At 63.2% G+C, this 26,569-nt stretch carries 21 protein-coding genes, 1 tRNA gene and 2 pseudogenes; 13 read left to right on the top strand and 11 right to left on the bottom strand.

All coding sequences use genetic code 11. The annotated features are described in order from the left end of the window. Nucleotides 1-5: 5 nt before the first annotated feature. The gene (locus ABDJ38_RS10800) at nt 6-1,439 is read left to right on the top strand and encodes an efflux transporter outer membrane subunit (protein WP_346785103.1); all 1,434 of its coding nucleotides are present in this window, start codon (nt 6-8) and stop codon (nt 1,437-1,439) included. 232 nt (nt 1,440-1,671) lie between these two features. On the opposite strand, the pseudogene ABDJ38_RS10795 reads toward ABDJ38_RS10800, so the two are convergent. Next, nucleotides 1,672-1,848: pseudogene (locus ABDJ38_RS10795) on the bottom strand (transposase); the annotation flags it as partial. A 326-nt stretch (nt 1,849-2,174) separates the two neighbouring features. Here ABDJ38_RS10795 and ABDJ38_RS10790 point away from each other — a divergent pair. Then, nucleotides 2,175-2,318, top strand: a complete 144-nt coding sequence (locus ABDJ38_RS10790; RefSeq protein ID WP_346785102.1) for an excalibur calcium-binding domain-containing protein — start codon at nt 2,175-2,177, stop codon at nt 2,316-2,318. 168 nt (nt 2,319-2,486) lie between these two features. Here the strand turns inward: ABDJ38_RS10790 and ABDJ38_RS10785 are convergent, their stop codons facing one another. Continuing rightward, nucleotides 2,487-2,996, bottom strand: a complete 510-nt coding sequence (locus tag ABDJ38_RS10785; RefSeq protein WP_346785101.1) for a hypothetical protein — start codon at nt 2,994-2,996, stop codon at nt 2,487-2,489. A gap of 497 nt (nt 2,997-3,493) precedes the next feature. Next, nucleotides 3,494-3,913, bottom strand: coding sequence for an IS200/IS605 family transposase (tnpA, locus tag ABDJ38_RS10780; RefSeq protein WP_346785100.1), 420 nt, complete (start codon nt 3,911-3,913; stop codon nt 3,494-3,496). Between the two features lie 138 nt (nt 3,914-4,051). Between tnpA and ABDJ38_RS10775 the strand changes: the two are divergent. Both ABDJ38_RS10775 and ABDJ38_RS10770 read left to right on the top strand, forming a co-directional pair. Beyond that, nucleotides 4,052-4,387, top strand: a pseudogene (locus ABDJ38_RS10775) (recombinase family protein); the annotation flags it as partial. Between the two features lie 212 nt (nt 4,388-4,599). Further along, the gene (locus tag ABDJ38_RS10770; RefSeq protein ID WP_346785099.1) at nt 4,600-5,091 is read left to right on the top strand and encodes a hypothetical protein; all 492 of its coding nucleotides are present in this window, start codon (nt 4,600-4,602) and stop codon (nt 5,089-5,091) included. A 191-nt stretch (nt 5,092-5,282) separates the two neighbouring features. Here ABDJ38_RS10770 and ABDJ38_RS10765 read toward each other — a convergent pair. Next, nucleotides 5,283-5,369: transfer RNA gene (locus ABDJ38_RS10765), tRNA-Leu, on the bottom strand. Nucleotides 5,370-5,463: 94 nt separating this feature from the next. Further along, entirely contained in the window at nt 5,464-6,276 is an 813-nt protein-coding gene (locus tag ABDJ38_RS10760; protein WP_346785098.1) for an MJ0042-type zinc finger domain-containing protein, read from the bottom strand. A 177-nt stretch (nt 6,277-6,453) separates the two neighbouring features. Here ABDJ38_RS10760 and ftsE point away from each other — a divergent pair, with 177 nt between their 5' ends. The 4 genes from ftsE to ABDJ38_RS10740 are packed head-to-tail and all read left to right on the top strand — an operon-like array spanning nt 6,454 to nt 9,314. Beyond that, nucleotides 6,454-7,179, top strand: coding sequence for a cell division ATP-binding protein FtsE (gene ftsE, locus ABDJ38_RS10755; protein WP_346785097.1), 726 nt, complete (start codon nt 6,454-6,456; stop codon nt 7,177-7,179). Then, on the top strand, nt 7,179-8,096 hold the full coding sequence (locus ABDJ38_RS10750; protein WP_346785096.1) for a cell division protein FtsX: 918 nt from the start codon (nt 7,179-7,181) through the stop codon (nt 8,094-8,096). The genes ftsE and ABDJ38_RS10750 overlap by 1 nt, the downstream gene beginning before the upstream one ends. Nucleotides 8,097-8,106: 10 nt before the next feature. Then, nucleotides 8,107-8,634: a YdcF family protein gene (locus ABDJ38_RS10745; RefSeq protein WP_346785095.1), complete on the top strand. Its 528-nt coding sequence runs from the start codon at nt 8,107-8,109 to the stop codon at nt 8,632-8,634. Beyond that, nucleotides 8,631-9,314 (top strand): lysophospholipid acyltransferase family protein, encoded by a 684-nt coding sequence (locus tag ABDJ38_RS10740; protein ID WP_346785094.1) that lies wholly within the window; start codon nt 8,631-8,633, stop codon nt 9,312-9,314. Before ABDJ38_RS10745 ends, ABDJ38_RS10740 begins: the two co-directional genes overlap by 4 nt. Here ABDJ38_RS10740 and ABDJ38_RS10735 read toward each other — a convergent pair. After that, nucleotides 9,311-10,048 carry an Nmad3 family putative nucleotide modification protein gene (locus ABDJ38_RS10735; RefSeq protein ID WP_346785093.1) on the bottom strand — a complete coding sequence of 246 codons (738 nt, stop codon included), beginning with the start codon at nt 10,046-10,048 and terminating at the stop codon, nt 9,311-9,313. The genes ABDJ38_RS10740 and ABDJ38_RS10735 overlap by 4 nt on opposite strands. Before the next feature lie 64 nt (nt 10,049-10,112). On the opposite strand from ABDJ38_RS10735, the gene ABDJ38_RS10730 reads away from it, so the two are divergent. From ABDJ38_RS10730 to ABDJ38_RS10715, 4 genes are read left to right on the top strand one after another with little or no spacing between them, the layout of a single operon-like run. Further along, complete coding sequence (locus ABDJ38_RS10730; protein ID WP_346785092.1) at nt 10,113-11,003, top strand: MBL fold metallo-hydrolase; 891 nt, start codon at nt 10,113-10,115, stop codon at nt 11,001-11,003. 56 nt (nt 11,004-11,059) lie between these two features. After that, a complete protein-coding gene (gene dcd / locus ABDJ38_RS10725) occupies nt 11,060-11,614 on the top strand; it encodes a dCTP deaminase (protein ID WP_346785091.1) in 555 nt (184 codons plus the stop codon). 14 nt (nt 11,615-11,628) lie between these two features. After that, nucleotides 11,629-12,234, top strand: a complete 606-nt coding sequence (locus ABDJ38_RS10720; RefSeq protein ID WP_346785090.1) for a nuclear transport factor 2 family protein — start codon at nt 11,629-11,631, stop codon at nt 12,232-12,234. Nucleotides 12,235-12,293: 59 nt separating this feature from the next. Further along, nucleotides 12,294-12,581, top strand: a complete 288-nt coding sequence (locus tag ABDJ38_RS10715) for a hypothetical protein (protein ID WP_346785089.1) — start codon at nt 12,294-12,296, stop codon at nt 12,579-12,581. A gap of 7 nt (nt 12,582-12,588) precedes the next feature. On the opposite strand, the gene ABDJ38_RS10710 is transcribed toward ABDJ38_RS10715, so the two are convergent. Both ABDJ38_RS10710 and gltX read right to left on the bottom strand, forming a co-directional pair. After that, entirely contained in the window at nt 12,589-14,766 is a 2,178-nt protein-coding gene (locus ABDJ38_RS10710; protein ID WP_346785088.1) for a TonB-dependent receptor, read from the bottom strand. Between the two features lie 92 nt (nt 14,767-14,858). Further along, nucleotides 14,859-16,193, bottom strand: a complete 1,335-nt coding sequence (gene gltX, locus ABDJ38_RS10705) for a glutamate--tRNA ligase (RefSeq protein WP_346785087.1) — start codon at nt 16,191-16,193, stop codon at nt 14,859-14,861. 57 nt (nt 16,194-16,250) lie between these two features. On the opposite strand from gltX, the gene ABDJ38_RS10700 reads away from it, so the two are divergent. After that, a complete protein-coding gene (locus ABDJ38_RS10700) occupies nt 16,251-17,228 on the top strand; it encodes a hypothetical protein (RefSeq protein ID WP_346785086.1) in 978 nt (325 codons plus the stop codon). Between the two features lie 27 nt (nt 17,229-17,255). Here ABDJ38_RS10700 and ABDJ38_RS10695 read toward each other — a convergent pair whose 3' ends face one another. The 3 genes from ABDJ38_RS10695 to rpoB form a co-directional block, all read right to left on the bottom strand. Beyond that, complete coding sequence (locus ABDJ38_RS10695; protein ID WP_346785085.1) at nt 17,256-17,690, bottom strand: DNA-directed RNA polymerase subunit beta'; 435 nt, start codon at nt 17,688-17,690, stop codon at nt 17,256-17,258. 172 nt (nt 17,691-17,862) lie between these two features. Further along, a complete protein-coding gene (gene rpoC / locus ABDJ38_RS10690) occupies nt 17,863-22,155 on the bottom strand; it encodes a DNA-directed RNA polymerase subunit beta' (RefSeq protein WP_346785084.1) in 4,293 nt (1,430 codons plus the stop codon). A 151-nt stretch (nt 22,156-22,306) separates the two neighbouring features. Beyond that, nucleotides 22,307-26,476 (bottom strand): DNA-directed RNA polymerase subunit beta, encoded by a 4,170-nt coding sequence (rpoB, locus tag ABDJ38_RS10685; RefSeq protein ID WP_346785083.1) that lies wholly within the window; start codon nt 26,474-26,476, stop codon nt 22,307-22,309. Nucleotides 26,477-26,569: the final 93 nt, after the last annotated feature.

Raw genomic sequence — 26,569 nt, 5'->3', positions numbered from 1 at the left:
CAATCATGCGCATCCGTTCTTTCGCTCTTGCTTCGCTATCCGCACTGGCCCTCTCGGCCTGTGCGGTGGGGCCGGATCCCGTCGCTCACGTCCCTAGTCCCCGAGCGGCGACCGGCCCCTTCCTTTCCGCCGAGGCGGGGGTCGTCACCCCCACCCCCCTGCCCGCCGATTGGTGGAGGCTCTATGACGATCCTGTGCTCGACACGCTGGTCGCCGATGCCATCGCCGCCAACACCGACCTGCGCCAGGCGAGCGGCCGGATCGCCCGGGCGCGCGCCGCATTGCGTGGCGCCCGGGCCGGGCGGTTGCCACAAACCAGCCTTGGTGCAGGCGGTAACTACAGCCGGGTAAGCGAGGCGCAAGCGCCGGGCCTTTCCGACCGCGAGGGCTGGATGTTCGATGGCGGGCTCGACATTGCCTACGAGGTCGATCTGTTCGGCCGTGTCGGGCGCGGGATCGCAGCCGCGCGCGAGGATGTCGCGGCAGCACAGGCCGATGCCGACGCGGTGCAGGTCATGGTGGTGGCCGACACCACCCGCGCCTATGCCGAGGCGGCCAGCCTGGCGGCGCGGATCGCCGTGGCAAACCGGATCGTTGGCCTGCTCGACGACAGCCTTACTCTCACGCGCGGACGCCATGAGGCGGGTATGGAAAGCGGGCTCGCCGTGGCCCGGATCGAGACTTTGCGTGAACAGCGCGCCGCCGAAATACCCACGCTCGAGGCGCAACGCCGCGCCGCCCTGTTCGCGCTTGCCACCCTCACCGGGCGCGCGCCTGCCGACCTGCCCGAGATCGCCGGACAGCGAAGCATCGCGCTCGAGATCGACAGCCCCCTACCCGTCGGTGACGGCGCCGCACTGCTCGCCCGTCGGCCCGACATTCGTGCCGCCGAGCGCCGGGTCATGGCGGGCAAGGATCGTATCGGAGTGGCTCAGGCCGATCTCTACCCGCGCATCACGCTGGGCGGCTCGATCGGCGCTACCGCGCCAAGCGTGGGCGATCTGTTCACCGGCGGCGCACTCAATTTCCTCGTCGGCCCGCTGATCAACTGGGCATTTCCCAACCGCGAGCCGGGCCTCGCCCGCGTAGATGCAGCCGAGGCCGAGGCGCAAATCGCGCTTGCCGCTTTCGACGGCACCTTGCTTTCCGCATTGCAGGAAACCGAAACCGCCCTCAGCAACTATGCCCGCGCGCTCGATCGCCGGGCCCGGCTCGAGGCCGCAGTTGTGGCGGCAGAACGCGCGGCAACCATCACGCGCGGGCGCCAGCGCGAGGGGATCATAGATTCGCTCGAACTGATCGATGCCGAACGCACGCTGGCCGAAGCGAGTGCGGCTCTAGCGCAGCAGGACGGGGCGGTTTCGACCGCACAGATCGACCTTTTCCGCGCTCTCGGCGGAGGCTGGGGCGAGGCAGCAGATATTGCCAAAGGCGGCTAAGCAAGCGCTCTCCCGCCTGTTCGCCTCTATCACCTTGGTTTCCTGCGGGGGACGAGGATGGGCAAAAATGCCTTGGGTAATTTCAAATCGAGATGCCTGAATTGCGTCCGCCTTGCCCCTCGATATCGGACATAAACCTCTGATATGGCTTCTCGAAAGGCAACCTTTCCTTAAGTTGAGGGCTCCATCCGGTAAGTGGCCTATGGACAAAGCGCCATCTTCTCAGCCATCTGAGCTTGCGCGGCCGCCGCATCTCCGACAGCAGCAGGCCAGCGTATTTCTTCTTCCAGTTGAAGTAGGTCGCCTGGCTGATCCCCGCCCTACGGCAGATCTCAGCGACCGGCGTTCCCTCCTCGCCCAGCCAAGGATATCTATGGCGGAACACTCTACCCAAAAAATGGTCCAAAATCCAGGTTGCAGAGCAGGGCGAGTTGGCTGACCGGCCACTTTGCCAAGTCCGGAAATTCAGCAACTCGGCCGTTTGCAGAACGTCCGGTCTTGGCGGGAAAGCGAGGTAAGCGGTCGTTTACGTTCTCATGGCACCTATGGGGTATGTCTCGGTACCATTTTGATCGGCACGCTAAGCCACATCGGCAACGACGTCCAAAGCCGACTGAGACGACTTTTGAGACTGCAAAGCGATACGGGGTGATTGCCGTGGCATCAGGCCTCGGCCTCGCCTTCGGCGCGAACGCCTAGGATAACGCGCAAAAACGTCAGGCTGTCCTCGAGGCATTGCCTCCGGGTTACACATATTCTGGTTGCAACGAAGTCCGCGCTGCAGGTGTCGCGCCGATCTATAGCTCCGAGCCCGGCTTTTCCGATCGCCTAGACGGCGACGGCGATGGAATTGGTTGTGAACCATATCCGGGACAGTAACTCGGGCGATTGCGGACCGTCTACCATTAATCTGAGTGATACAGCACGCGGCCATTTAGGCGACGATGGGCACATCGACTCGGCTGGTCAATCGGGCTTAGAGCCCTCACCTTGTCGCAGCGATGTCATCCTCTTAAATTCGATCATCTCCAATTTGATGCGCTCGGCCTATTGATCTAATCGGTCATGGTAGTCCCATTCGAACTGAGGCTTGTGCTGCCCATGCACATCCCGCAGCCTCTCAGCAATCGACGCAGCACCGACACCAAGGCCAACAGCTTGATCATCGCGGATCACCCACGCTGTCGCAGGCGATCCAAAATAAAACTCGTTACTCACATATCCAGAGGCATGCTCGATAGCTTGGCGAAAGCCCAAGATTTCTGCTGCAAGCGGACGATTAAGCGTTTCCCAGCCCGGATCATCGTCGAACAGCTGTGGAGAGTCGGGGAGCGATGTAATCTGCCGATCAGGATTATTTGACTCCTGCCAGCTATCCCGGTTCCTACAAATGCTTGACATGCACACCTCTGCGAACCGCTCAAATTCGTTGGATAATCGCAGCGCAAGATGGTTCGATTGGCGCCACGCCTTTCGCAAATCGAAAAAATAAATTAGCCCTTGGGTCGAAATGGCGGAGACCACCCCAGCAATCAAAGGTAAAAGAAACTGTCCCATCGACGGACCACCTCAATTGAAGTAAAACTAACACACCTAAACGCCGCATAATCGAACGACACTCCGAGTATGATTAACAAGAACTGGTATGGAAACGGGCAATCGTCTTACTACGGGGAGAATGCCGAAACCGCATTTCTCGATCAATGGACTTAGAGATTTTGGCCTGTGAGGTGCGTCCAAGCCCGCTGCACAATTGCATTCAAGGTAGCGGACTCTTTTCCGTTATCTCTAGCAAGTGAGAGAGTTTGAAACATCACTTCTGGGATCTTTTGAGTTTCTCCGTTCGCAGGCAGTTCAAGTGGCTCGCATGCTGCTTGGAGATGCTGCTGGAGATCCGCCTCGCCTATTTCGCCTTTTAGAGTGCGCTCCAAGGAGTCTTGGAAGTGAGCATAGCTCGCATTGACGGCGGTCTCGACGGGAGCTTCTTCAATGTTGCCCGACGGATCGCAAAGTCGCACAAGCGCTGAATGACTGACCGGCTGACGCCGGTAGGATCATACGGAGGGGCTGAAGCCATCCTTTTGGGTATGTCGGTCGAGATAGCGCATGATGATGTCATCGGTGATGTTGCCGGAAGTGGTCGAGAAGTAGCCGCGCTGCCAGACGCGTTGGCCCCAGTAGCGTTTGCGGATGTGCTCGAACTCCTGCTGGATTTTGCGCGACGAGCGACCCTTGGCCCGGCGAACGAAATCGCTCACCGAGACGTGCGGCGGAATTTCGACAAACATGTGAACGTGATCCTTCGACAACGCGCCGTTGATGATCGTCACGCCCATTTCGGCGCAGACCTGTCGGATGATCTCGCGAACCCTGAGCCGCACATCGCCGATCAGCACCTTGTACCGGTACTTCGGCGCCCAGACGAGATGATAGCGATGATGGAATGTCGTGTGACAACCGGACCGATACGCCATAGCCTGTAACCTCGGAAAAATCGGAAGCTTCATGCCTTTCGGCGGCTTCCGATTTTTCCGAGGTTACAGGCCACCACACGAGTCTGGGGCTGAAGCCAGTATCCGGGAGGGGTTCCTCCTCGAAGCAGGACTCTAAACCGCGAGGGATACCGCACCAAGGCCCAGCGTCGAACGAGCGGGCCGCACCGTGGTGGGTGCATCTACCGCCGGGGCACCCTCTATCACCTGCTGTCGAACTGCATCTCTCGCGGGATGATCGTGCACAAGGGCAAAACCTATCCCGGAGAGCACCAGCCTATCGTCGAGGAACACCTTTGGAATGAGGTGCAGGCGAAGCTCGCCGACAATGCCTGCGGCTCCTCACATCGCCGACGACACCAGAACCCGAGACTGCTGATCGGCAAGGTGTTCGACGGCGAAGGTCGGGTGATGACACCCAGCCATGCGCAACGAGGCAAGAAGCGCTATCGCTAGGCCAGAGGAGGTCGACTGCACGCCGGCGTGGCGGGTAAACGCCTATGATCTCGAACAACTGGCATCCGAGCAGGTAGCAGCGCGGCTCGAGGATCAGCGATTCGTGACCGGACTATCTGGTCACAGTACACTCGACGCCGCAGCACTCGAGCATTCGAGCAAAGGACCTCGCGCGACGGATCGGGCATTCGAAGCAGGCAAAGCGGGCGGAGTTGTTCACGCACATCATCAATCGGATTGAACTTGCGACCGACCGCATCATCGTGCGGCTCGAGCGAGGCGGCATCCAAGTGGCCCTCGAGATCGAGCAGCGGGTTGAGAGCACAGAGCACCTGAACGTGACCATCCCGGCCATAAAAGTCCGCCGGGGACATCAGCTACGCCTCATCATACCTGGCAACGACGACCCTTCGCGTCAGCCGGTGCGGCGCGATGAAAAGCTAATCGCCCTCGTGGCCGAGGCTTTCGCGGCAAGAAAGCTCATCGAGGATCGTCCCGACATGAGCATGGCATCGATTGCCTCCGCACATGGCAGGTGCAGGACGCGACTTGGACGGCTGCTGAAGCTCGCCTGCCTCGCTCCCGATATCGTTACCGCGATAGTCGAGGGTCGACAGCCCCCCGCACTCGACGCGAAGTCGCTCTTGCAGAGCGCCCCGCCACTCGCGTGGCAGGCGCAGCGGCTGGCTCTGGGACTGACCTAAAGCCGCACTTCATTTGCAGTCAGTATTTGCGCGCCTGAGACTGGCAGCGAAACTCCGCGATATTTTGCCGCTCAGAGAGTGGTCTCTGACTGCAAAGCGTCCAACCCAGCTCCGTGAGTGGCGCGGAACTGCGCGCTTTCCGGCCGCAGCCATGGTGCAACCCGCTTCGAAGCGAGAACCTATGGACTGTCTGGTGCGGTCGAGAAGACTCGAACTTCCACGGCCTTTCGGCCACAACGACCTCAACGTTGCGCGTCTACCAGTTCCGCCACGACCGCACATCAGGAAGAAAGGGCCGCAGCCCCATCGGGTAGGAGCGCGCCCCTAGCAAAGCCCGATATGCGCTGCAAGCACCTATTCGCAATGCACCGCTTATTCCGGCTTCCAGCCGATTTCCGCCACGCGCGCCGAACGCGGCACGTCGGTCACCGCCTCGTTCACAGTCAGACTCTCACCAGGTGCCAGTTCGCGCTTGGGCGGAGGAACTTCCCACGAATAAACGATCCGGTCGCGCGCATCGCGCAGCACGATCAGCAGCGTGGGAACGGCCTGCTGTTCGGTGCCGATATTGGTGATCGTGCCCGATGCGCCGAAGAACTCGGTGCCGTTGGGCAGCTCGCGCCGCTCCTGTTGCTCAGGCGGGAAGTCGATCTGGAGGTCCGGCGGCGACATCGCGAAAGTAGGCCGGTTGACCGGCACCCACTCGGGCAGGCCGTAATAACTCACCGCCAAGATCAGCCCGGCGGCCACCAGCGCGAAGATCCCGGCAGCCCAGCTCCACATCCGCAAAGGGTTGCGGCGACGACGAAAAGGCGGTTCGCGATCATATTGCGAGGCCTCGCCCTCGCCGTAGGAGGAAGGGACCACCGGCGGAACGGCAGCGCGCGAAGCGGGCTTTTCGACGAAGCCCGGCTCATCTTCGTAGACAGCGGTGGGAGCACGCGCGGGCGCAGGTTCAGGCTGCGACTCGGTTTTTTCAGTCGGCTCCTTCGCCGGAGCGGGTTCGGGCGCAGGCTCCTGCGGCGCAGGCGATGCCGACGACAGGGCATCGTCGACCAGCCGCTCCGGCCCGTCCTGGAACCAGCTCTGCCGGCACTTCGCACACCGTACGGTGCGCCCGTCGATGCCGATGGCATCGTCCGGCACCGCATAGCGCGTTGAGCAGGCAGGGCATTGGATAATCATTGAAGCAGTATATCTCGCGGCGAATTTTTCTCCATACACCGCATTGGCTTGATGACGCCAGTGCGCAAGGGCACGATGCCCTGCGACGCCCTTTTTCCACAAGCACCGGTCGAAAATCTCCAGCCGCTCGCGCCGATCGCCCTTCCCGTTTGCGCCCCCTTGCCCTAGCTAGCGGGCATGGGCACGGGCGCGGGATCGATCGTCGAATTCGACAACGTCGGGCTACGCTATGGCACCGACCGCGAAGTGCTGTCCGATGTCTCGTTCACGCTCTATCCCGGCAGCTTCTACTTCCTGACCGGCGCCAGCGGCGCGGGGAAGACCTCGATGCTCAAGCTGCTCTATTGCGCGCAGCGGCCCTCACGCGGGGTGGTGCGCATGTTCGGCAACGACATGATCACCCTGCCGCGCAGGCGCCTGCCCGATGTGCGCCGCCGGATTGGAGTGGTATTCCAGGACTTCCGCCTCGTCCCCCATCTCAACGCGTTCGACAACATTGCCCTGCCCCTGCGCATCGCCGGCATGAGCGAGCGCGAAATCACCAAACCGGTGGCCGACATGCTCGAATGGGTCGGGCTCGACCACCGCTCCGATGCGCACCCAGCCACACTTTCGGGCGGAGAGCAGCAACGCGTCGCCATCGCCCGCGCGGTGATCGCGCGGCCCGAAATGCTGGTGGCCGACGAACCGACGGGTAACGTCGACCCGGAAATGGCGGTGAAACTGCTGCGGCTGTTCGAGGCGCTGAACCGGCTTGGCACCACGGTAGTGGTGGCCACCCACGATGTTCACCTGCTGCGCAAGGTGCCCGATTCGCTGATCATGCGGCTCGACAAGGGCCGCCTGTCCGATCCCACCGGCGCGCTGCGCTATCCGCCGCGACGCGAACGGGAGCCGAACTGATGCTGGCGCGGCTGTTCCACGGCGCGGCCCGACTGGTGCCAGGCGAAGCCGCGCGGCTTCTGCCGCAGGCGCGAATCGGCGGGCCGATGCCCTGGGTGATCGCGATCATGGTCGCGCTGACCGTGATCTCGGCCGCCGCCGCGCTGGCGCTCGACAATGTGGCCGAGAATGCCCGCGCGGAAATCGCCGGCGGCATCACCGTGCAGGTGGTCGAAGGCGCTCCGGGCGAACGCACACGGCAGACGCAGGCGGCGCTCGCCTATCTCGCAAGCAACCCACGTGTGACCGAGGTACGCGAAGTGCCGCAGGAGGAGCTGTCGCAATTGCTCGAACCGTGGCTGGGCGCGGCCACTCTCGACGACGAGGCTCTGGCAACGCCGAGTCTGATCGACGCGCAGCTAGATAGCGAGGTCACCGTGGAAGTGCTGCGCGGGCTGCGGACAGAACTTGAACAGATCGCTCCGGCAGCTCAGGTCGATGCCCAGGCGAACTGGCTCGGGCCGGTGTTCGATGCGATGCGCAGCCTCAAGCTGCTGGCGCTGGGGTTGGTGGCGCTGCTGGCCGTCACCGCTACGGCGGCGGTGTGGCTGGCTGCGCGCACGGCGCTGGGCAGCAACAGCGACACAATTGAAGTGATCCACCATCTCGGCGGCACCGATGGACAGATCGCCGCCATCTTTCAACGCTCTGTCGGGATCGATGCGGCCATCGGCGGGATCGCCGGGCTGCTGCTCGGGCTGGCGGCGGTGTTGCTGCTCGGAGCGCAATTCGCCGCGCTTGGCTCGGGACTGGTGGCGGGCGGCGGGCTTTCACTCGGCGACTGGGGCTTGCTGCTAACCGTGCCGCTGATGGCGCTGGTATTGGCGATGATAACCGCCCGCACCACGGTGCTGGCGGCCTTGCGGCGCAAGTTATGAGGCGGGCGCGATGATCCGCCGGTTGATTGCCTTTGTGGTGCTCGTCTGGCTCGGCGGCTTCGTCTGGTTTGCAGGCGTGCTTCCACAGCCCGATAGCGCTGCGCGCGGCGACGCCGTGGTGGTGCCCACCGGCAGCGGTGGACGCATTTCGCGCGGGCTTGAGCTGCTGCGTGCAGGGGTGGTCGACCAGATGCTCGTCACCGGAGTCGATGCGGCGGTGAAAGAGAACGAGTTCGAGGCTGAGTTCGGAGTCGATCACCCGTTGATGGAGTGCTGCATAACGCTGGGGTACATCGCGGTGGATACGCGCGGCAATGCGCTCGAAACCGCCGACTGGGTGGCGACGCACGAGCATGGCTCGCTGGTGCTGGTGACGGCTGACTGGCACATGCGCCGCGCCGCGCTCGAACTGGCCGCGCAGCTGCCGCCCGATATCGTAATCGTGCCCGACGCAGTCCGCTCCGAGGCGAGCCTGTGGACCTTCTTCCTCGAATACAACAAGTTCCTGGTTGCCTTCGTTGTGACCCCCTTCCGATGATCTACCTGCGCAACATCGCCTTTTATGCCGCCTTTTACGGGGGATCGGCGCTCTATGTGATCGCGGCCGTACTGGTGAGCTATCTCAATCGCCCCAGGCCCTTACGCGCCATCTGCGATAGCTGGGGGCGCTGGCACCGCCGCTGCCTCGCGCTGCTGGACATTCGGGTCGTGGAGACCGGCCAGCGGCCCGAGGGGCTGGCCTTCTACGCCATCAAGCACGAGGCCTTTGCCGAGGCCATCGAGATGCCGGTGATTTTCGATTACCCGGCGGGCCTCGCCAAGGCCGAGCTGTTTTCGATCCCCGGCTGGGGCCACGCGGCGCGGATCTATGGCATTATCGAGGTGCGCCGCGATGCCGGAGCCAGCGCCTTGCGCAGCATGATGAGGGAAACCAAGGCGGCGCTGGCGCAGGGTCGCCCGATCGTGATCTTCCCGGAGGGCACCCGCGTTCCCCATGGCGTGCGCGCACCGCTGCAATCAGGCTTTGCCGCGCTTTACAAGATGTTGAAGTTGCCGGTGGTGCCGGTGGCGGTCGATTCTGGACCGCTGTACCAGCGCACCTGGAAGCGACCGGGCACAATCACCGTCCACTTCGGAGAGCCTATCGCACCGGGGCTGCCGCGCGAGGAGATCGAAGCGCGGGTGCTCGACGCGATCAATTGCCTCAACAGCGACTAATCGGTGATTTCGGCCACAATGGCCGCGATCCAGCGAAGGGCATCTTCGCGCGCACCCACATCGGTGACGAATTCCTGCCCCCGCGAGACGCTTTTGAGCCGCCCCGGCGTGGTCCAGCGGGCCGGATTGTCATGATAGGAGAGGCCCACCTCGGCCAGCCATTCGGGCACGTGCCAGTTGGTCGGCGAGGCCCCCTCCTCGGTCAGCCGTAGCCGGCTGCTCGCCCGCGATGCCTGCCGCCCGCGCCCGCGATAGAGTGTATCGTTCCCATTGCTCGCGTGGAGCCCCAACGCGTGAGGGAAGCCCAGCGCGGCCAGCTCGGCTTTGCGAGCCGGGTCGATCGTCGCCAAAGGCAGGACCTGATCCACATGCAGGTAGCCGAACAGCCGGTGGTGCGGCTTGCCACCCTCTTCACGGAACAGGCCGAAGAACAGGAACACATCGCCCGCGCCTACGCCATGGTTGGCAAGGTGCGTCTGCGCCGCGCCGCATTGGCCGAGCAGCGCCTGACCATCGTCGCGAAACATCGGATCGTGATGGCACAGGCTCTCGGCCCCGAGGCGGCCCCGGCTCGCCTTTACCGCATGGTCCCCCAGCCCCAGCACGCCATAGGTCGTCTGTGAAAGGCCCTCGCCCGCCGGGATCGGCAACGTCACCGGCCTCCCTGCGACAATCGGCGATGGCCCGCCGCCCGAGGCGCTGTCAAAACCCTTGCGGCTGAACACGATACGCATGGCAATGCCCTAGCGCCGCTCGCCACCACACGATAGCTTCGCGGACAAAATGGGAGAGTGACCAATGAAGCCAATCGAACTTGGCCGGATGCGGGTGCACAAGGTCCACGAGATGGACAGCCCCACGCCGCTGCTGATGAACCTGCCAGGCGTAACCGCCGAGGACATCGCCCGGATGCGCCACTGGTACGATGCGGCGGACGAAATTCACCCCGATCCCGAACAGTGCCTGATGACCTTCGCCGTCCATTCGTGGGTGATCGAGCTGGACGGAAAACGCATCCTCGTCGACGCCTGCGACGGCAACCACAAGAACCGCTCGGTCGAGGCCGTCCACCAGCTCAACACCGATTACCTCGGCAATCTCGCGCGGGCGGGGTTTCAGCCGGAGGACATCGACATGGTCATGTGCACGCACCTGCACTTCGATCACATCGGCTGGAACACGCGGCTCGAAAACGGCCACTGGGTGCCGACCTTCCGCAATGCGCGCTATGTCTTCGGGCAGAAGGACTACGACTATTTCAAGGACAACCCCGAAGGCGAGGCGGTCCACTTCGAGGCCTTTCAGGATTCTATCCTGCCGGTGATGGAGGCCGGGCAAGGCGAACTGGTCGCGGCCGACTTCTGCGCCCACCGCGAGATCGGCAACGGGGTCTGGCTCGAACCTGCCTTCGGCCATTCGCCCGGCAATGTGATCGTCAACGCGCAGGCGGGCGGGGCTCCGGCGATATTCTGGGGCGACGTGATCCACCACCCGATCCAGATGATCCGCTTCGACCTGCCCTTCGCCTTCGACGCCGATCCCGCTGCCGCCAGCCGCGTGCGGCAGGAGGTGATGGCCCGCGCCGCCGACGAACAGGTGATGTGCTTTCCGGCCCACTTCCGCGGCACCAGCGCCGGGCATGTTCAGCGCGATGGTGACCTTTTCCGCTATCAATGGATCGAGGAATGAGGGGATAAACCGAGCCCGCCCTTGCCTGCCCCGGCGCAAACGGGAATCCCTCGCCCATGGCAATTCTTTCGGACAAATGGATTCGCGACAAGGCGATGAACGAAGGCATGATCGAGCCTTTCGTCGAAGCCCAGCGGCGCGATGGCTGCATCTCCTACGGGCTGAGCTCGTTCGGCTATGACGCGCGCGTCGCGCCCGAGTTCAAGATCTTCACCAACGTCAACTCGGCGGTGGTCGATCCCAAAAATTTCGACGCCGACAGCCTCGTCGATCGCGAGACGGAAGTCTGCATAATCCCGCCCAACTCGTTCGCGCTGGCGCGGACGGTGGAATATTTCCGCATTCCCGAAGACGTGCTGGTGATCTGCCTCGGCAAGAGCACCTATGCCCGCTGCGGGATCATCGTGAACGTGACCCCGCTCGAACCGGGCTGGGAAGGCCACGTCACGCTCGAATTCTCGAACACCACCCCGCTGCCGGCGAAAATCTACGCCAACGAGGGGGCCTGCCAGTTCCTGTTCCTGCAGGGTAACGAGCGCCCAGAAGTGACCTATGCCGACCGGGCGGGCAAATATATGGGCCAGCGCGGAGTGACGCTGCCCCGGCTGTAATCAGGAGAGACACCATGGCAAACCAGCCAAGCCTCGGCGAGATGCTGGAGCGGATCGAAGCGCTCGAAGCGCGCGTCCAGGAAGGCGACGACTACCGCGCGCTGATCAATCTGCAATGCGCCTATGGCTACTATGTCGACAAGGGAATGTGGGACAAGGCCGCAGACCTCTTCGCCAAGGATGGCACGCTGGAGATTGCCGGGCGCGGAATCTATGTCGGGCAGGACCGGGTGCGCGCCTATCTCCACCAGCTGCCTGCCTATGAAGACGGCGCAGTGTTCAACCACATGCAGCTCCAGCCGGTGCTCCATATCGACAGCGCTGCGGGCACGGCCAAGGCGCGCTGGCGCACCTTCATCATGATCGGCTGGATCGGACGCGAGGGCCGCTGGGGCGAGGCCACCTACGAGAACGAATATGTCCGCGAGGGCAGCAAGTGGCGGATCGCCAAGCTGCACGGCGTGATCAACCTCTATGCCGAATACGAGAAGGGCTGGCACAAGGGCGGCGTGCCGCTGCTGCGCTCGATAGATGGGCTTGAGCCGGACCTCCCGCCGAGTTTCGAATACGAGGCACACCCCAAGGCCGTGATCGCGCCCTTCCATTACGACGAGGTGTAACGGGGCGGGAAACCGAAGTCTGCGTTCCGCGTTCATCCCTCCAATCAAGGAGTAATAGCATGAGCGAAGAACGCACCACGATCACCACCGACGAGGCAGGCAATACCCACAGCCACACGACCACCTACTTGCGTGAGGACGCTCCCCGGTCGTCGGGCGGCGGTGTCTGGGCCATTGCGCTGATGCTGTTGGTTGCCCTGCTGATCGGTGGCTACTTCGTCACCCAGATGAGCGGTGCCGAAGTGACCAAGGATAATGCCGTGGCCAACGCCGCCGACTCAGTGAGCGGTGCCGCCGATCAGGTCGGCGACACCGTCAAACAGGTGGGCGATTCGGTCACCGAATGAAAAGCCTCTAGAAGCTCACCCGGGCGCTCAGCTTGACGTTGCGCCCGGAGAGCGGGGTATATTCCTTCGTGAAGCTCGTGTGGCGACGGCCTTCGACATCAAAGATGTTGTCGACCTGCGCAAGCACGGTGATGTTCTGCCGCCCCTCAATCGGGTGCCAGCCGACCGAGGCATTGACGAAGGTGAAGCCATCGGTCGGGTTCTCGTGTTCGGACACGCGGTCCTGCTTGGCATAGGCTTCGACTTCGCCGCGAATGTCGAAGTGGCCGACCTGCGCTTCGAGCGCTGCCAGCGCGCTGAGCGGCGGAATGCGTGGCACGGGGCTGCCGTCGTCAAGCGTCGCACGAACATAGTCGCCACGCAGATCGGCGAGCAATTGGAAATCATCGTTATCGACGAGCGGCACCCGGACCTGCCCCTCGACGCCGAATTGCTTGGCATCCTGCTGGAGGAACTCAAACACTTCGAGCCCGTCGATCGGAGCGACATCGGCCTCGTCAAGATAGATGAAGCCATCGAACCAGGTGTGATAGACCGATGCGCTCACCAGCGCCCGCCCGATTGATCCGCGGACATACCCTTCGAGGCCCCAGGCCTTTTCGGTTGTCAGCGTCGAATCGCCGATTTCGTAGGCTTGCGTTGCGATATGCGGGCCATCGGCGACCAGCTCCTGCGCCACCGGCGCGCGTTCGGCGCGCGAACCGTTGATGCCGATCCGCAGGTCATCCTCAAGCCCTTCGAGCAGAGCATAGGAGACACCTGCCGAAGCCGAGAAAGCATCGAAGTCGCGCGAGAGGCTGGTGCCATCGGCGAAGTCTACATCGACACCCGAATGCTCGTAGCGAGCGCCAGCCTGCAGGCCCAAGGCACCGATATCGTACTGCTGCACCGCGAACAGCGCCCAGTTCTCGGTGGTGTTGGGCGCGACGAAGGCCTCTTCGCCATCGGCCGCGAAGTCGACATTCGAATACTGCATGCCGAGCGAACCGCCCCACCCGTCGCGGTTGTTCTGGACCAGTTCCACCCGGCCCTCGACGCCCTCGACATCGAACTTGGTGCCTGTCTCGGTGCCTTCGAACTCGGTATGCGTATAGTCGGAATAGCCAAGCTTGGCCTGCACGAGATCAAAGAAGCCTTCGCCAAGATCGACGGCGGCGCGCGCATCGACGCGATAGCGATGCATGCCGATGGTGACAGGGCCTTCCTCCTCGTGCGGCTCTTCTGGCTCGGCAGCGCCGCCTGCGCCGCCCTCGTCCTCATGCACGTGGCCCACACCCGGCAGGCCGGGAATGCCGTAGTTCGTGTCGTAATAGTCGGCTGAGACACCGAACATGTTCTGCCCGGAATGCCAGGCGAAGCCAGCGCCCAGAGTATAGGTCTCGGTCGCACTGTTGGGCAGTTCGCCCGAGGCATTAGCGCCCTCGCGAAACTCCTCCGCCTCGTCGAGATGGCCTTCTTCCTCCTCTTCGTCAGCCTGTTCGAGCAACTGCGCGCGCAAGGCAGGCGTGGCGACATAGCCAGGAATCTCGAGGTCCCCCGTATTGCGATAGGACCCATCGACATGGAAGGCGAACTCGCTACCCAGTGCGAAATCGACCGAGGCGCCGCCTTCGACCCGGTCGCTGGCGTCATCCATGGCGACCAGACCATCGAAATGCACCGGCTCATCGGGCACGGACGGCGGGATGCGCTTGGTGATGACGTTGACCGCGCCGCCAATCGCCTGGCTGCCATACAGAAGGGCGGCCGGGCCGCGCAGCACTTCGATCGAGCTGGCGATCAACGGATCGACCGTGCCCGAATGGTCGTCAGACACCGCCGAGGCATCGATAGCCCCCACGCCGTCAGTCAGCACACGAACGCGCTCGCCCGAAAGGCCGCGCAGGATCGGGCGCGATGCACCGGGAGCGAAACCCGAAGTGGAAACACCCGGCAACTTCGCAATGGTGTCGCCGATCTGGCTTTCGAGATCGCGCTGCAGCGCTTGGCCCTCCAGCACGGAGGTTCCGGCAAGCACATCGAGGCGTTCCAGCCCGGCCGCACTTACAACGATAGTGTCACGGCCAATTTCGCGATTGTGAAAGTCATCGCGCGCGGCATCTTCGGCAGTGTCGGTATCTTGTGCCACAGCGGGCGCGGCAAGGCTGGCAACGGAGAGAAAGAGGGCAAGCCGGAATGACGTCATGAGATCTCGCTTCGCGTATATGTAATGCTATAACATCCCTCACATAGCCCATACATTCCTTGTTGCAACCCACTTTTCGTTGCGCTTGCGAACTAGCCTGGTGATTTTGCTGCGACTGCGAGGCGCTCGCGGGCGGCCTCTTCGCCGATCAGCGGCAGCAGCGCGGCCATTTCCGGCCCATGCGCGCGGCCGGTAAGTGCTTGCCGCAACGGGAGAAACAGCGCCTTGCCCTTGCGTCCCGTCTCGGCCTTGAGCGCGGCGGTGAGGTCGGCCCAGGGGGTCTCGCTCCATCTCAGCAGCTCGGCGGCGCGGGCAAGGAAAGCGCGGTCCTCGCCGCTCAGCTCGCCGGGTTCGACCGGGCCGGTCACCACGTTCCACCAGTCCGCAGCCTCGGCCACGGTTTCCACGTTCGGGCGAACCGCCAACCACCCGGCCTCGCCCATTCCCTCGGGCAAGCGCTCGCGCACATCGGCATAGGAGAGCTGGTGGACGATGCCGTGGTTGATCCGGGCCAGCTCCGCCTCCTCAAACCGCGCGGGGGCGCGCCCGAAGGTGGCGAGATCGAAGGTGGCCAACAACTCGGCCCGGTCCGCTAGCGGCTCGACCGGCAGGCTGGTGCCCAGCCGCGCCAGCAGCGCCACCAGCGCGGCAGGCTCGATCCCCTGCTCACGGAAGGCATCGCAGCCGAGCGACCCCAGCCGCTTCGACAGCTTGCCCTCGCTGCCGACAAGCAAGGCCTCATGCGCGAAGGCGGGCGGCGCGGCTCCCAGCGCGGTAAACATTTGAATTTGCGTGGCGGTGTTGGAAACGTGGTCTTCGCCGCGCAGCACCTGCGTCACGCCCATTTCGATATCGTCGATGCAGCTCGGCAACATGTATAGCCACGAGCCATCGGCGCGGCGGATCACCGGGTCGGACAGCAGCGCCGGATCGAATTTCTGCGGCCCGCGTACGCCATCGCCCCAGGCGATCGGCTCCTCGTGGTCGAGCTTGAAGCGCCAGTGCGGGGCAATCCCGTCGGCCTCTTTCGCGGCGCGCTCGTCCTCGCTCAGCGCGAGCGCGGCGCGGTCATAAATCGGGGGCAGCCCGCGACCGAGCTGGATCTTGCGGCGGACTTCAAGCTCCTGCGCGGTTTCGTAGCAAGGGTAGACCCGGCCCGCCGCACGCAGCCGCTCGAAGGCCTCATCGTAGATCGCCAGCCGCACGCTCTGGCGCTCCTCGCCATCGGGCACCAGGCCGAGCCAGGCGAGATCGGCCCGGATCGCCTCGACATAGTCCTCCTTCGAGCGGGCCTGATCGGTATCGTCGATCCGCAGGAGGAACTTGCCGCCATCGCGTTTGGCGAGCATCCAGTTGTGGAGCGCGGTGCGGATATTGCCGACGTGAAGGTTGCCGGTGGGCGAAGGAGCGAAGCGGGTGGTGGTCATGCGGTGTTGCGCTAGCGTCAAATCCTATGCAGTCTACCCTTCTTGGAGGCGCTCGCGATGAATTTGTACCGACTTGCCATTCCGTTCGCGCTCGTGCCGCTTACCTCGGCGCCAGTCAGCGCCACCACTCTTTTTCCGCAGAACTTCACGTGCCCGGTCGGTGGCGAGGAGTTCGAGGACTATGTGATTGGCAGCACCTCTTCTTGGGGACAACGCCCGGACGGGAAGGCAATCGGCGGCGTTTCGCCGTGGCCCGTAATCGAATGTCCCACCAACGGTTTCCCGATTTACCAAGAAGAGTTCAACGACGAAGAAGTCGCCCAACTTGCGGACCTGATCGCAACACCGGAATTCATGGCGATGCGTGAGAGCGATACAAGCTATCGCCGCATTTGGTGGCTGCGCAAGCAGATGGGTGCGGATGCCTATTCACAAGCGTGGTACCTTCTTGCCGCAAGCTGGCAGGCCGATGACTCGCCCGAACTGAAATCCCGCTATCAGCGCGATTTCGCTATTGCCGCTGATGCACTTTCTCGTGAAGCCGGAATGGCGGATGACTGGCTCTGGTACACGCTGCGAGCCGCCAATGCCTATCGCGAACTGGGTCAGTTCGACGACGCGCAGCGACTGCTGGCCGAAGTTGATCAGCCCGCACTCCTGCCTGAAGACGAAGACGAACGCGCAGGTGCGCGTAGGCTGATCGACGGGCTGGCTGCGCTTGTTTCTGAGAAGAACACCTACTTCGAACCAACCAACCTCGTTGGCGCGCGTAACTCGGCAGAGCGCTGCGAGGGGCCTCGCGAAGACCTGACAGCAGTTGAAGTCCACGCGTGCGAAAGCCAACCACATAGCGCGGACATCCGCGAGTTGGACGAATACCGAGATGACAGCATGCCAGCCGAAGCGGCCATGGCCGACGCGAACGGCGATTGGGAAGCGGTGGAAGCTGCCCTAGAAGCGGTGGACACTGCGGCAGAAGCGGCGGCGACTGCGCCATTCAGCGATTACGTCCTAGCTATCCCTCAAGACGACTGATGTCTTGCCCGTCCGCGTCAAAGAAACTCACGCCAGATGCGCGACCATCACCGTGGTGCGGTCGTACAGCTCCTCGTGGCGATCGGTCCGCACAAACCCATCGAGTACGGCGCTGAATTCGTCGCGGCGGCCGCTCGCGGCGCAGTCGGCCATCATTGCCAGTGTCATCTCGTCAGGACTGAGAACGCAGCAGCACGGGCGCATAACCTGCACGTCCTCCGGCCAGTAAGCGCCGACGAGGTTGGCGAAGTGGACGAACACGCGCGCCGTCGTCACGTCGCCGAGCCGCCGGGTCAGCTCCACCAACGGATCGCGCCCGGCTCGCGCGCAGACCGCTATCAGGCGCGTGGCGGATATGGTGCGCAATGCAGTCCACGACAGGCTCGCAAGCGGAACCGGCTGACCAAGGCGTGCGACACGTTCGACAGTGGCGGCGCTGGCGGAGGATGGGGTGTTCGGCATAGCGGTCTCCTGCGAATGATTCGCAGCGATACTATCGAACCTGACTCGCGATGCAATGCGAATGATTTGCATTAGTTGTTGAGAGCCGGAAAGTTCCCTGCCCCGGCGCAGAGAAAAAGCCCCGCCGGATCGCTCCAGCGGGGCTTTTCGATGGTTCGATGGTGCCGACGACTTATTTGTCGTCAGCAGCTTCCGGGTTCAGGTAGTCGCCCGCGTCGGCATCGGTGCCATGGGTCTCGCCCTCGACCGAAGCCAGCACGTCGTCGCCCAGATCGTCAGCCGGGTCGCGCGCGAGTTCCGCCGCGTGCTCCTCGGCTGCCGTATTGGCGGCAACCAGCGCTTCCTGCATCTTCTTGTACTGCGCACGGATCGCAGCGTCGCGGCTGGAGGCCGCTACGCGGACGCGGTTCATGCCCGCACCCGTGCCCGCCGGGATCAGGCGGCCCACGATGACGTTCTCCTTGAGACCGATCAGCGAGTCCTTCTTGCCCTCGACCGAAGCCTGGGTGAGCACACGCGTCGTCTCCTGGAACGAAGCCGCGGAGATGAACGAGCGGGTCTGCAGCGAAGCCTTGGTGATGCCGAGCAGGATCGGAACGCCCTGCGCCCACTCCTTACCCTTGCCGAGCTTGGCATTGGCCTCGTCCATTTCGTCGCGGTCGACCTGTTCGCCCGGCAACAGCACGGTGTCGCCACCGTTGGTGATCTCGACCTTCTGCAGCATCTGGCGAACGATCACCTCGATGTGCTTGTCGTTGATCTTCACGCCCTGCAGTCGGTAGACTTCCTGGATCTCGTTCACGAGATACTCGGCCAGCGCTTCCACGCCCATCACATCGAGAATGTCGTGCGGGTTGGGCGAGCCCGAGATCAGGGTATCGCCCTTCTTCACGAAGTCGCCTTCCTGGACGTCGATCACCTTGGTCTTCGGCACCAGGTACTCGACCGGATCGCCCTCTTCCGGAACGATGGCGATCTTGCGCTTGGCCTTGTAGTCGCGGATGAATTCCATCCGGCCAGAGATCTTGGCAATCACGGCCGCGTCCTTCGGGATGCGGGCTTCGAACAGCTCGGCAACACGCGGCAGACCGCCGGTGATGTCACGCGTCTTCGAAGCTTCGCGCGAGGCACGCGCCAGAATGTCACCGGCGACCACTTCCTGACCGTCTTCGACCGAGAGCGTCGTGCCCGGAGCCAGCATGTACCGTGCCGCCTCGGATTCGTCGCCAGCCTCGTTGAACAGGGTCAGACGCGGACGCAGGTCTTCCTTCTTGGAGCGACCGGCGGCGCGATACTCGATGACCACGCGCTGGGCTATGCCGGTGGCGTCGTCCATGCGCTCTTCGAGCGTCTTGCCTTCGAGCAGATCCTGATAGCGAACCACACCCGCCGTTTCGGTGATGATCGGCAGGGAGAACGGATCCCACTCGGCCAGACGATCGCCTTCCTTGACCTCGGCCCCGTCCTCGAACTTGAGTTCGGTACCGTAAGGCACACGGTGGATGGCGCGCTCGCGGCCTTCCGGATCGACCACGACCATCTCGCCGTTGCGGGCGAGCGAGAGGCGACGACCGCGCTTGTCGGTGATGGTCGGCATGTCGCGATAGACGACCTTACCGTCCGAGATCGATTCGAGGTGCGAGGTCTCGTTGACCTGCGCCGCGCCACCAATGTGGAACGTACGCATGGTCAGCTGGGTGCCCGGCTCACCGATCGACTGCGCCGCGATCACGCCAACGGCCTCACCGATGTTAACCGGTGTACCGCGGGCAAGGTCACGTCCGTAGCAGGTCGCGCAGACGCCCTGGTCGGCCTCGCAGATCAGGGGCGAGCGGATCTTCGCAACCTGCACTTCGGCTGCCTCGATCTCGGCCACCATCGGCTCGTCGAGCAGGGTGCCTGCCTTGACGATCACTTCGCCGGTCGCCGCGTTCACGAGATCCTCGGCCAGCGTACGGCCCAGGATGCGCTCGCCCAGCGAGGCGATGACGCTGCCGCCCTGAACGATCGCACGCATGTCGAGCGCGTTATCGGTCTTGCAGTCCTCGACGACGATCGTGCAATCCTGCGACACGTCGACCAGACGGCGGGTCAGATAACCCGAGTTCGCCGTCTTCAGTGCGGTGTCGGCCAGACCCTTACGGGCGCCGTGGGTCGAGTTGAAGTATTCAAGAACGGTCAGACCTTCCTTGAAGTTCGAGATGATCGGCGTTTCGATGATCTCGCCCGACGGCTTGGCCATGAGGCCACGCATACCGGCCAGCTGCTTCATCTGCGCGGGCGAACCACGCGCACCGGAGTGGCTCATCATGTAGATCGAGTTGATCTGCGCCTCGCGGCCGTTCTCGTCCTTCGGCGTGGCCTTGATCTCTTCCATCATGGCCGCCGCAACCTGGTCGCCGCAACGGCTCCAGGCGTCGATCACCTTGTTGTACTTTTCCTGCTGGGTAATGAAGCCGTCCTGATACTGCTGCTCGTAATCGGCCACCAGCGTCTTGGTTTCCTCGATCATCCCTTCCTTGCTGTCGGGAATGATCATGTCGTCCTTGCCGAACGAGATGCCGGCCTTGAACGCGTGGCGGAAGCCCAGCGTCATGATGGCGTCGGCGAACAGCACCGTGTCCTTCTGGCCGGTGTGGCGATAGACTTGGTCGATTACCTCGCCGATGTCCTTCTTCGTCAGCAGCTTGTTGACGAAGTCGAACGGCACCTTGTGGCTCTTGGGCAGGCACTCGGCGATCAGCATGCGGCCCGGCGTGGTTTCCACGCGCGCCATGTACTGCTTGCCCTTCTCGTCGGTCTGCGGGACGCGGGTGGTGATCTTCGAGTGATAGGTCACCGCACCGACGTGCAGCGCCTGATGCACCTCGTCGATATCGGCCAGCACCTTGCCCTCGCCCGGCTCGCCTTCGCGGTCCATCGAGAGATAATACAGGCCCAGCACCATGTCCTGCGACGGCACGATGATCGGCTTGCCGTTGGCGGGCGAAAGGATGTTGTTGGTCGACATCATCAGCACGCGCGCTTCGAGCTGGGCTTCCAGCGAAAGCGGAACGTGGACGGCCATCTGGTCACCATCGAAGTCGGCGTTGAAGGCCGAGCAAACGAGCGGGTGCAGCTGGATCGCCTTGCCCTCGATCAGCACGGGCTCGAACGCCTGAATGCCGAGACGGTGAAGCGTCGGTGCGCGGTTGAGCATCACCGGGTGTTCGCGGATCACTTCATCGAGGATGTCCCAGACTTCCTTGCGCTCCTTCTCGACCCACTTCTTGGCCTGCTTCAGGGTCATCGAGAGACCCTTGGCATCGAGGCGGGCGTAGATGAACGGCTTGAACAGCTCGAGCGCCATCTTCTTCGGCAGGCCGCACTGGTGCAGCTTCAGCTCCGGCCCGGTCACGATGACCGAACGGCCCGAATAGTCGACGCGCTTGCCGAGCAGGTTCTGACGGAAGCGGCCCTGCTTGCCCTTGAGCATGTCGGAGAGCGACTTGAGCGGACGCTTGTTGGCACCCGTGATCACGCGGCCACGGCGGCCGTTGTCAAACAGCGCGTCGACCGATTCCTGCAGCATGCGCTTTTCGTTGCGCACGATGATGTCGGGCGCGCGCAGCTCCATCAGGCGCTTCAGGCGGTTGTTACGGTTGATCACCCGGCGATAGAGGTCGTTGAGGTCCGAGGTCGCGAAGCGGCCCCCGTCGAGCGGCACCAGCGGGCGCAGTTCCGGCGGAATGACCGGCACGACTTCGAGGATCATCCACTCGGGGCGGTTGCCCGAATCGATGAAGCTTTCGACGACCTTCAGCCGCTTGATGATCTTCTTCGGCTTGAGCGTCGACTTGGTGGTCTCCAGCTCTTCCATCAGCGCATCGCGCTCGGCTTCGAGGTCGAGGTCCATCAGCATGATGCGCACGGCTTCGGCACCGATCCCGGCCGAGAAGGCATCTTCGCCATACTCGTCCTGCGCGTCGAGCAGTTCATCCTCGGTGAGGAGCTGGAACTTTTCGAGCGGGGTCAGGCCCGGCTCGATCACGATGTAGCTCTCGAAGTAAAGCACGCGCTCGAGCTGCTTGAGCTGCATGTCGAGCAGCAGGCCGATGCGCGAAGGCAGCGACTTGAGGAACCAGATGTGCGCGACCGGCGCGGCCAGTTCGATGTGGCCCATGCGTTCGCGACGGACCTTGGTCACGGTGACTTCGACGCCGCACTTTTCGCACACGACGCCCTTGTACTTCATGCGCTTGTACTTGCCGCACAGGCACTCGTAGTCCTTCACCGGGCCGAAGATGCGCGCGCAGAACAGGCCATCGCGTTCGGGCTTGAACGTACGGTAGTTGATCGTCTCGGGCTTCTTGATCTCGCCGAACGACCACGAGCGGATGCGTTCCGGCGAAGCGATGCCGATCTGGATCTGGTCGAAGGTTTCAGGCTTGGCCAGCTGGTTGGTGAATTTGGTAAGTTCGTTCATGTCTCGGTTTCCCTGTTTGGGAGCCTAAATTCCTGGTCCGTTCGCCCTGAGGAGCCGAAGCCTTTGGCTGACGCGTCTCGAAGGGTCCTTCGAGATGGATCGCTCAGCCTTCGGCTTCGTGATCCTCCTCAGGACGAACGGGCAATAAGCATCACTCCGCCGCGATCGCCGTCGTGCCGTCTTCGCCTTCCTCGCCATCGGTCAGCGAGGAGAGTTCGATGTTCAGGCCCAGCGAGCGCATTTCCTTGACGAGCACGTTGAAGCTCTCAGGGATGCCGGCCTCGAAGGTGTCGTCACCCTTGACGATCGCTTCGTAGACCTTGGTGCGGCCGACCACGTCGTCGGACTTCACCGTCAGCATTTCCTGCAAGGTATAGGCAGCGCCATATGCCTGCAGCGCCCAGACCTCCATTTCGCCGAAGCGCTGGCCGCCGAACTGCGCCTTACCGCCCAGCGGCTGCTGGGTGACGAGCGAGTAGGGGCCGATCGAACGGGCGTGGATCTTGTCGTCGACCAGGTGGTGGAGCTTCAGCATGTAGATGATGCCCACGGTCACCTTGCGGTCGAACGCCTCGCCGGTGCGGCCGTCATACAGTGTCGACTGGCCCGACGAATCGTAGCCTGCCTTCAGCAGCGTGTCGGTCACGTCCTGCTCGCGGGCGCCGTCGAACACCGGGGTGCCCATCGGAACGCCGCGACGCACATTCGAAGCGAGTTCGTAGATCTCGTCCGATGTCCGGCTCTCGATATCCTCGACGTAGTTCTCGCCGTAAGCGTCCTTCAGCTTGTCGACGAGCGCCGCAGGAGGCGGGCCGGCCTTCGGATCGGGGTTGTTGAGGCGCCAGTCGTCCAGCATCTCGCCGATCTGCATACCGAGGCCGCGCGCGGCAAAACCGAGGTGGGTCTCGAAGATTTGCCCGACGTTCATGCGTGAAGGCACACCCAGCGGGTTCAGCACGAGATCGACCGGGGTGCCGTCCTCAAGGAAAGGCATGTCTTCCTGCGGCAGGATGCGCGAAATCACACCCTTGTTGCCGTGGCGGCCGGCCATCTTGTCGCCCGGCTGCAGCTTGCGCTTCACCGCCACGAAGACCTTGACCATCTTGAGCACGCCCGGCGCCAGTTCGTCACCGCGTTCGAGCTTCTCCTTACGGTCCTCGTACTTGTCCTTGATGGCCTTGATCGCCTCGTCATACTGGCTCTTCACCGCTTCGAGCTGGGCCTGCATGTTGTCGTCGGCGACGGCGAACTTGAACCACTCGATCCGGTCCAGCTCGTCAAGCGTGGCCTCGTCGATCACCGCGCCCTTCTTCGCACCCTTCGGAGCAGCCGAAGCGGTCTGGCCGATCAGCATGTCCTTCAGGCGGTTGTAGGTCGCGCGGTTGAGGATGTTGCGCTCGTCCTCGCTGTCCTTCTTGAGGCGTTCGATTTCCTCATGCTGGATCGCGCGGGTACGGTCGTCGATCTCGATGCCGTGGCGGTTGAACACACGCACTTCGACCACGGTGCCGCTGGTGCCCGGGGGCAGACGCAGCGAGGTATCGCGCACGTCGGAGGCCTTCTCGCCGAAGATGGCGCGCAGGAGCTTTTCTTCCGGCGTCATCGGGCTTTCGCCCTTCGGCGTGATCTTGCCCGCGAGGATATCGCCCGGGTGCACTTCGGCACCGATGTAGACGATGCCCGCCTCGTCGAGGTTGCGCAGGGCTTCCTCGCCGACGTTCGGGATGTCGCGGGTGATGTCTTCCGGCCCGAGCTTGGTGTCACGCGCCATGACTTCGAATTCCTCGATGTGGATCGAGGTGAAGACGTCGTCCTTCACGATACGCTCGGAGATGAGGATCGAGTCCTCGTAGTTGTAGCCGTTCCACGGCATGAAAGCGACGAGACTGTTCTTGCCCAGCGCCAGTTCGCCCAGATCGGTCGAGGGGCCGTCGGCGATGATGTCGCCGGCTTCGACCACTTCGCCCACCTTCACCAGCGGGCGCTGGTTGATGCAGGTCGACTGGTTCGAACGCTGGAACTTCTGCAGCGTGTAGATGTCCACGCCGGGGTTGCCGGCATCGACTTCGCCCGAAGCGCGGATCACGATACGGGTGGCGTCAACCTGGTCGATTACGCCACCGCGTACGGCAGCGATCGCCGCGCCTGAATCGCGCGCCACGGTCTCTTCCATGCCGGTGCCGACCCAGGGCGCTTCCGCCTTCACGAGCGGCACGGCCTGACGCTGCATGTTCGAGCCCATCAGCGCGCGGTTCGCGTCATCGTTTTCCAGGAACGGAATGAGCGATGCGGCGACCGAAACGAGCTGCTTGGGCGACACGTCCATCAGCGTGACGTTTTCCGAGGGGCTCATCACGAATTCGCCGTTCTGGCGGGCCGAGATGAGGTCTTCGGTAAACTTGCCCTCGCCGTCGAGCTCGGCCGAGGCCTGAGCGACGGTGTTCTTCTGTTCTTCCATGGCGGAGAGATACTGGACCTCGCCGGTCACCTTGCCTTCGATCACCTTGCGGTAAGGCGTCTCGATGAAGCCGTACTTGTTGACGCGGGCGAAGGTCGACAGCGAGTTGATGAGGCCGATGTTCGGGCCTTCCGGCGTCTCAATCGGGCAGATACGGCCGTAGTGCGTCGGGTGAACGTCGCGCACTTCAAAGCCGGCGCGCTCACGGGTCAGGCCACCCGGCCCAAGCGCCGAAACGCGGCGCTTGTGGGTGACTTCCGACAGCGGATTGGTCTGGTCCATGAACTGCGAGAGCTGCGAGGAACCGAAGAACTCGCGCACGGCAGCCACGGCGGGCTTGGCGTTGATGAGGTCGTTCGGCATCACGGTCGACACGTCGACGCTCGACATGCGCTCCTTCACCGCGCGTTCCATGCGCAGCAAGCCGACGCGGTACTGGTTTTCCAGCAGCTCACCGACAGAACGCACACGGCGGTTGCCGAGGTTGTCGATGTCGTCGACGTCGCCTTTGCCGTCCTTCAGGTCGACCAGTTCCTTGACCACCGCGAGGATATCTTCCTTGCGCAGCGTGGTCACGGTGTCCTCGGCGTCGAGGCCAAGGCGCATGTTGAGCTTCACGCGGCCCACTGCCGAAAGGTCATAACGGTCGGCATCGAAGAACAGGCCTTCGAACAGCGCTTCGGCGGTTTCCTTGGTCGGCGGCTCGCCGGGACGCATCACCTTGTAGATGGCCTCAAGGCCTTCTTCGCGGTTCTCGGCCTTGTCGGCATCGAGCGTGTTGCGGATCCACGGGCCGGTGCTGACGTGGTCGATGTCGAGCAGGTCAAGCTGGTCGATCCCGGCAGCGTCGATCTTCTCGAGATTGTCGGGCGTCACTTCCTCGCCCGCCTCGATGTAGATGCGGCCGGTGCTGTCTTCGACCAGATCCTGGCTGGCATAGCGGCCGAAGATTTCCTCGGTCGGGATCAGCAGCGTTTCGAGGCCGTCCTTGGCCGCCTTGTTCGCAGCGCGCGGGCTGACCTTCTGGCCAGCCGGGAACACTTCCTCGCCGGTCTTCGCGTCAACCAGGGCAAAGCCCGGCTTCTGACCGCGCCATTGCTCGGGCACGAACGGGATTTCCCAGCCGCCCTCGCCACGCTTCCAGGTCACAGTGTTGTAGAAGTGCGCGAGGATTTCTTCGTGATCGAGGCCCAGCGCATAGAGCAGCGCGGTGACCGGCAGCTTGCGCTTGCGGTCGATGCGGACGTTCACGATATCCTTGGCGTCGAACTCGAAATCGAGCCACGAACCGCGATAGGGAATGACGCGCGCGGCGAACAGGAACTTGCCCGAGGAGTGGGTCTTGCCGCGGTCATGGTCGAACAGGACACCCGGCGAACGGTGCATCTGCGACACGATCACGCGCTCGGTGCCGTTGATGATGAAGGTGCCGTTGCCCGTCATCAGGGGCATGTCGCCCATGTAGACGTCCTGCTCCTTGATATCGAGGACCGAGCGGGTTTCGGTTTCCTGGTCCACCTCGAACACGATCAGGCGCAGCGTGACCTTCATCGGCGCGGCATAGGTGATGCCACGCTGGCGACATTCGACGATGTCGTACTTCGGGTCTTCCAGCTCGTAATGCACGAAATCGAGCTCGGCGGTGCCGGCGAAGTCGCGAATCGGGAACACCGAACGCAGCGTCTTCTCAAGGCCCGAAACATAGCCGATCGAAGGATCGGACCGCAGGAAGAACTCATAGCTCTCGCGCTGAACCTCGATCAGGTTCGGCATCTGCACCACTTCGTGGATGTCGCCGAAAATCTTGCGGATGCGCTTTGCCTTGCTGCCAGCCTTCGCCGGTGCGTTCGCCTTGGTCGCCATAGGGGACTTGTGCCTCTTGCCTTGAAATTTCGAATCGGGCGGGAGGGCCATGAGACGACGAAAAGCCACAAGGCCAGCCACCACTACCGGTGG

The organism is Aurantiacibacter flavus (assembly GCF_039710615.1).
GTDB lineage: Bacteria > Pseudomonadota > Alphaproteobacteria > Sphingomonadales > Sphingomonadaceae > Alteraurantiacibacter > Alteraurantiacibacter flavus.
This window is presented reverse-complemented; position numbering and strand designations above follow the sequence as displayed.

Coding starts and splice junctions, on each gene's coding strand:
- ABDJ38_RS10720 (WP_346785090.1), top strand. CDS start 11,629: ATGGCAAACCAGCCAAGCCTCGGCGAGATGCTGGAGCGGATCGAAGCG.
- ABDJ38_RS10715 (WP_346785089.1), top strand. CDS start 12,294: ATGAGCGAAGAACGCACCACGATCACCACCGACGAGGCAGGCAATACC.
- ABDJ38_RS10750 (WP_346785096.1), top strand. CDS start 7,179: ATGCTGGCGCGGCTGTTCCACGGCGCGGCCCGACTGGTGCCAGGCGAA.
- ABDJ38_RS10740 (WP_346785094.1), top strand. CDS start 8,631: ATGATCTACCTGCGCAACATCGCCTTTTATGCCGCCTTTTACGGGGGA.
- ABDJ38_RS10745 (WP_346785095.1), top strand. CDS start 8,107: ATGATCCGCCGGTTGATTGCCTTTGTGGTGCTCGTCTGGCTCGGCGGC.
- ABDJ38_RS10695 (WP_346785085.1), bottom strand. CDS start 17,690: ATGCCGAACACCCCATCCTCCGCCAGCGCCGCCACTGTCGAACGTGTC.
- rpoB (WP_346785083.1), bottom strand. CDS start 26,476: ATGGCGACCAAGGCGAACGCACCGGCGAAGGCTGGCAGCAAGGCAAAG.
- rpoC (WP_346785084.1), bottom strand. CDS start 22,155: ATGAACGAACTTACCAAATTCACCAACCAGCTGGCCAAGCCTGAAACC.
- ABDJ38_RS10800 (WP_346785103.1), top strand. CDS start 6: ATGCGCATCCGTTCTTTCGCTCTTGCTTCGCTATCCGCACTGGCCCTC.
- ABDJ38_RS10735 (WP_346785093.1), bottom strand. CDS start 10,048: ATGCGTATCGTGTTCAGCCGCAAGGGTTTTGACAGCGCCTCGGGCGGC.
- ABDJ38_RS10730 (WP_346785092.1), top strand. CDS start 10,113: ATGAAGCCAATCGAACTTGGCCGGATGCGGGTGCACAAGGTCCACGAG.
- ABDJ38_RS10700 (WP_346785086.1), top strand. CDS start 16,251: ATGAATTTGTACCGACTTGCCATTCCGTTCGCGCTCGTGCCGCTTACC.
- ABDJ38_RS10785 (WP_346785101.1), bottom strand. CDS start 2,996: ATGGGACAGTTTCTTTTACCTTTGATTGCTGGGGTGGTCTCCGCCATT.
- ABDJ38_RS10710 (WP_346785088.1), bottom strand. CDS start 14,766: ATGACGTCATTCCGGCTTGCCCTCTTTCTCTCCGTTGCCAGCCTTGCC.
- ftsE (WP_346785097.1), top strand. CDS start 6,454: ATGGGCACGGGCGCGGGATCGATCGTCGAATTCGACAACGTCGGGCTA.
- ABDJ38_RS10760 (WP_346785098.1), bottom strand. CDS start 6,276: ATGATTATCCAATGCCCTGCCTGCTCAACGCGCTATGCGGTGCCGGAC.
- dcd (WP_346785091.1), top strand. CDS start 11,060: ATGGCAATTCTTTCGGACAAATGGATTCGCGACAAGGCGATGAACGAA.
- tnpA (WP_346785100.1), bottom strand. CDS start 3,913: ATGGCGTATCGGTCCGGTTGTCACACGACATTCCATCATCGCTATCAT.
- gltX (WP_346785087.1), bottom strand. CDS start 16,193: ATGACCACCACCCGCTTCGCTCCTTCGCCCACCGGCAACCTTCACGTC.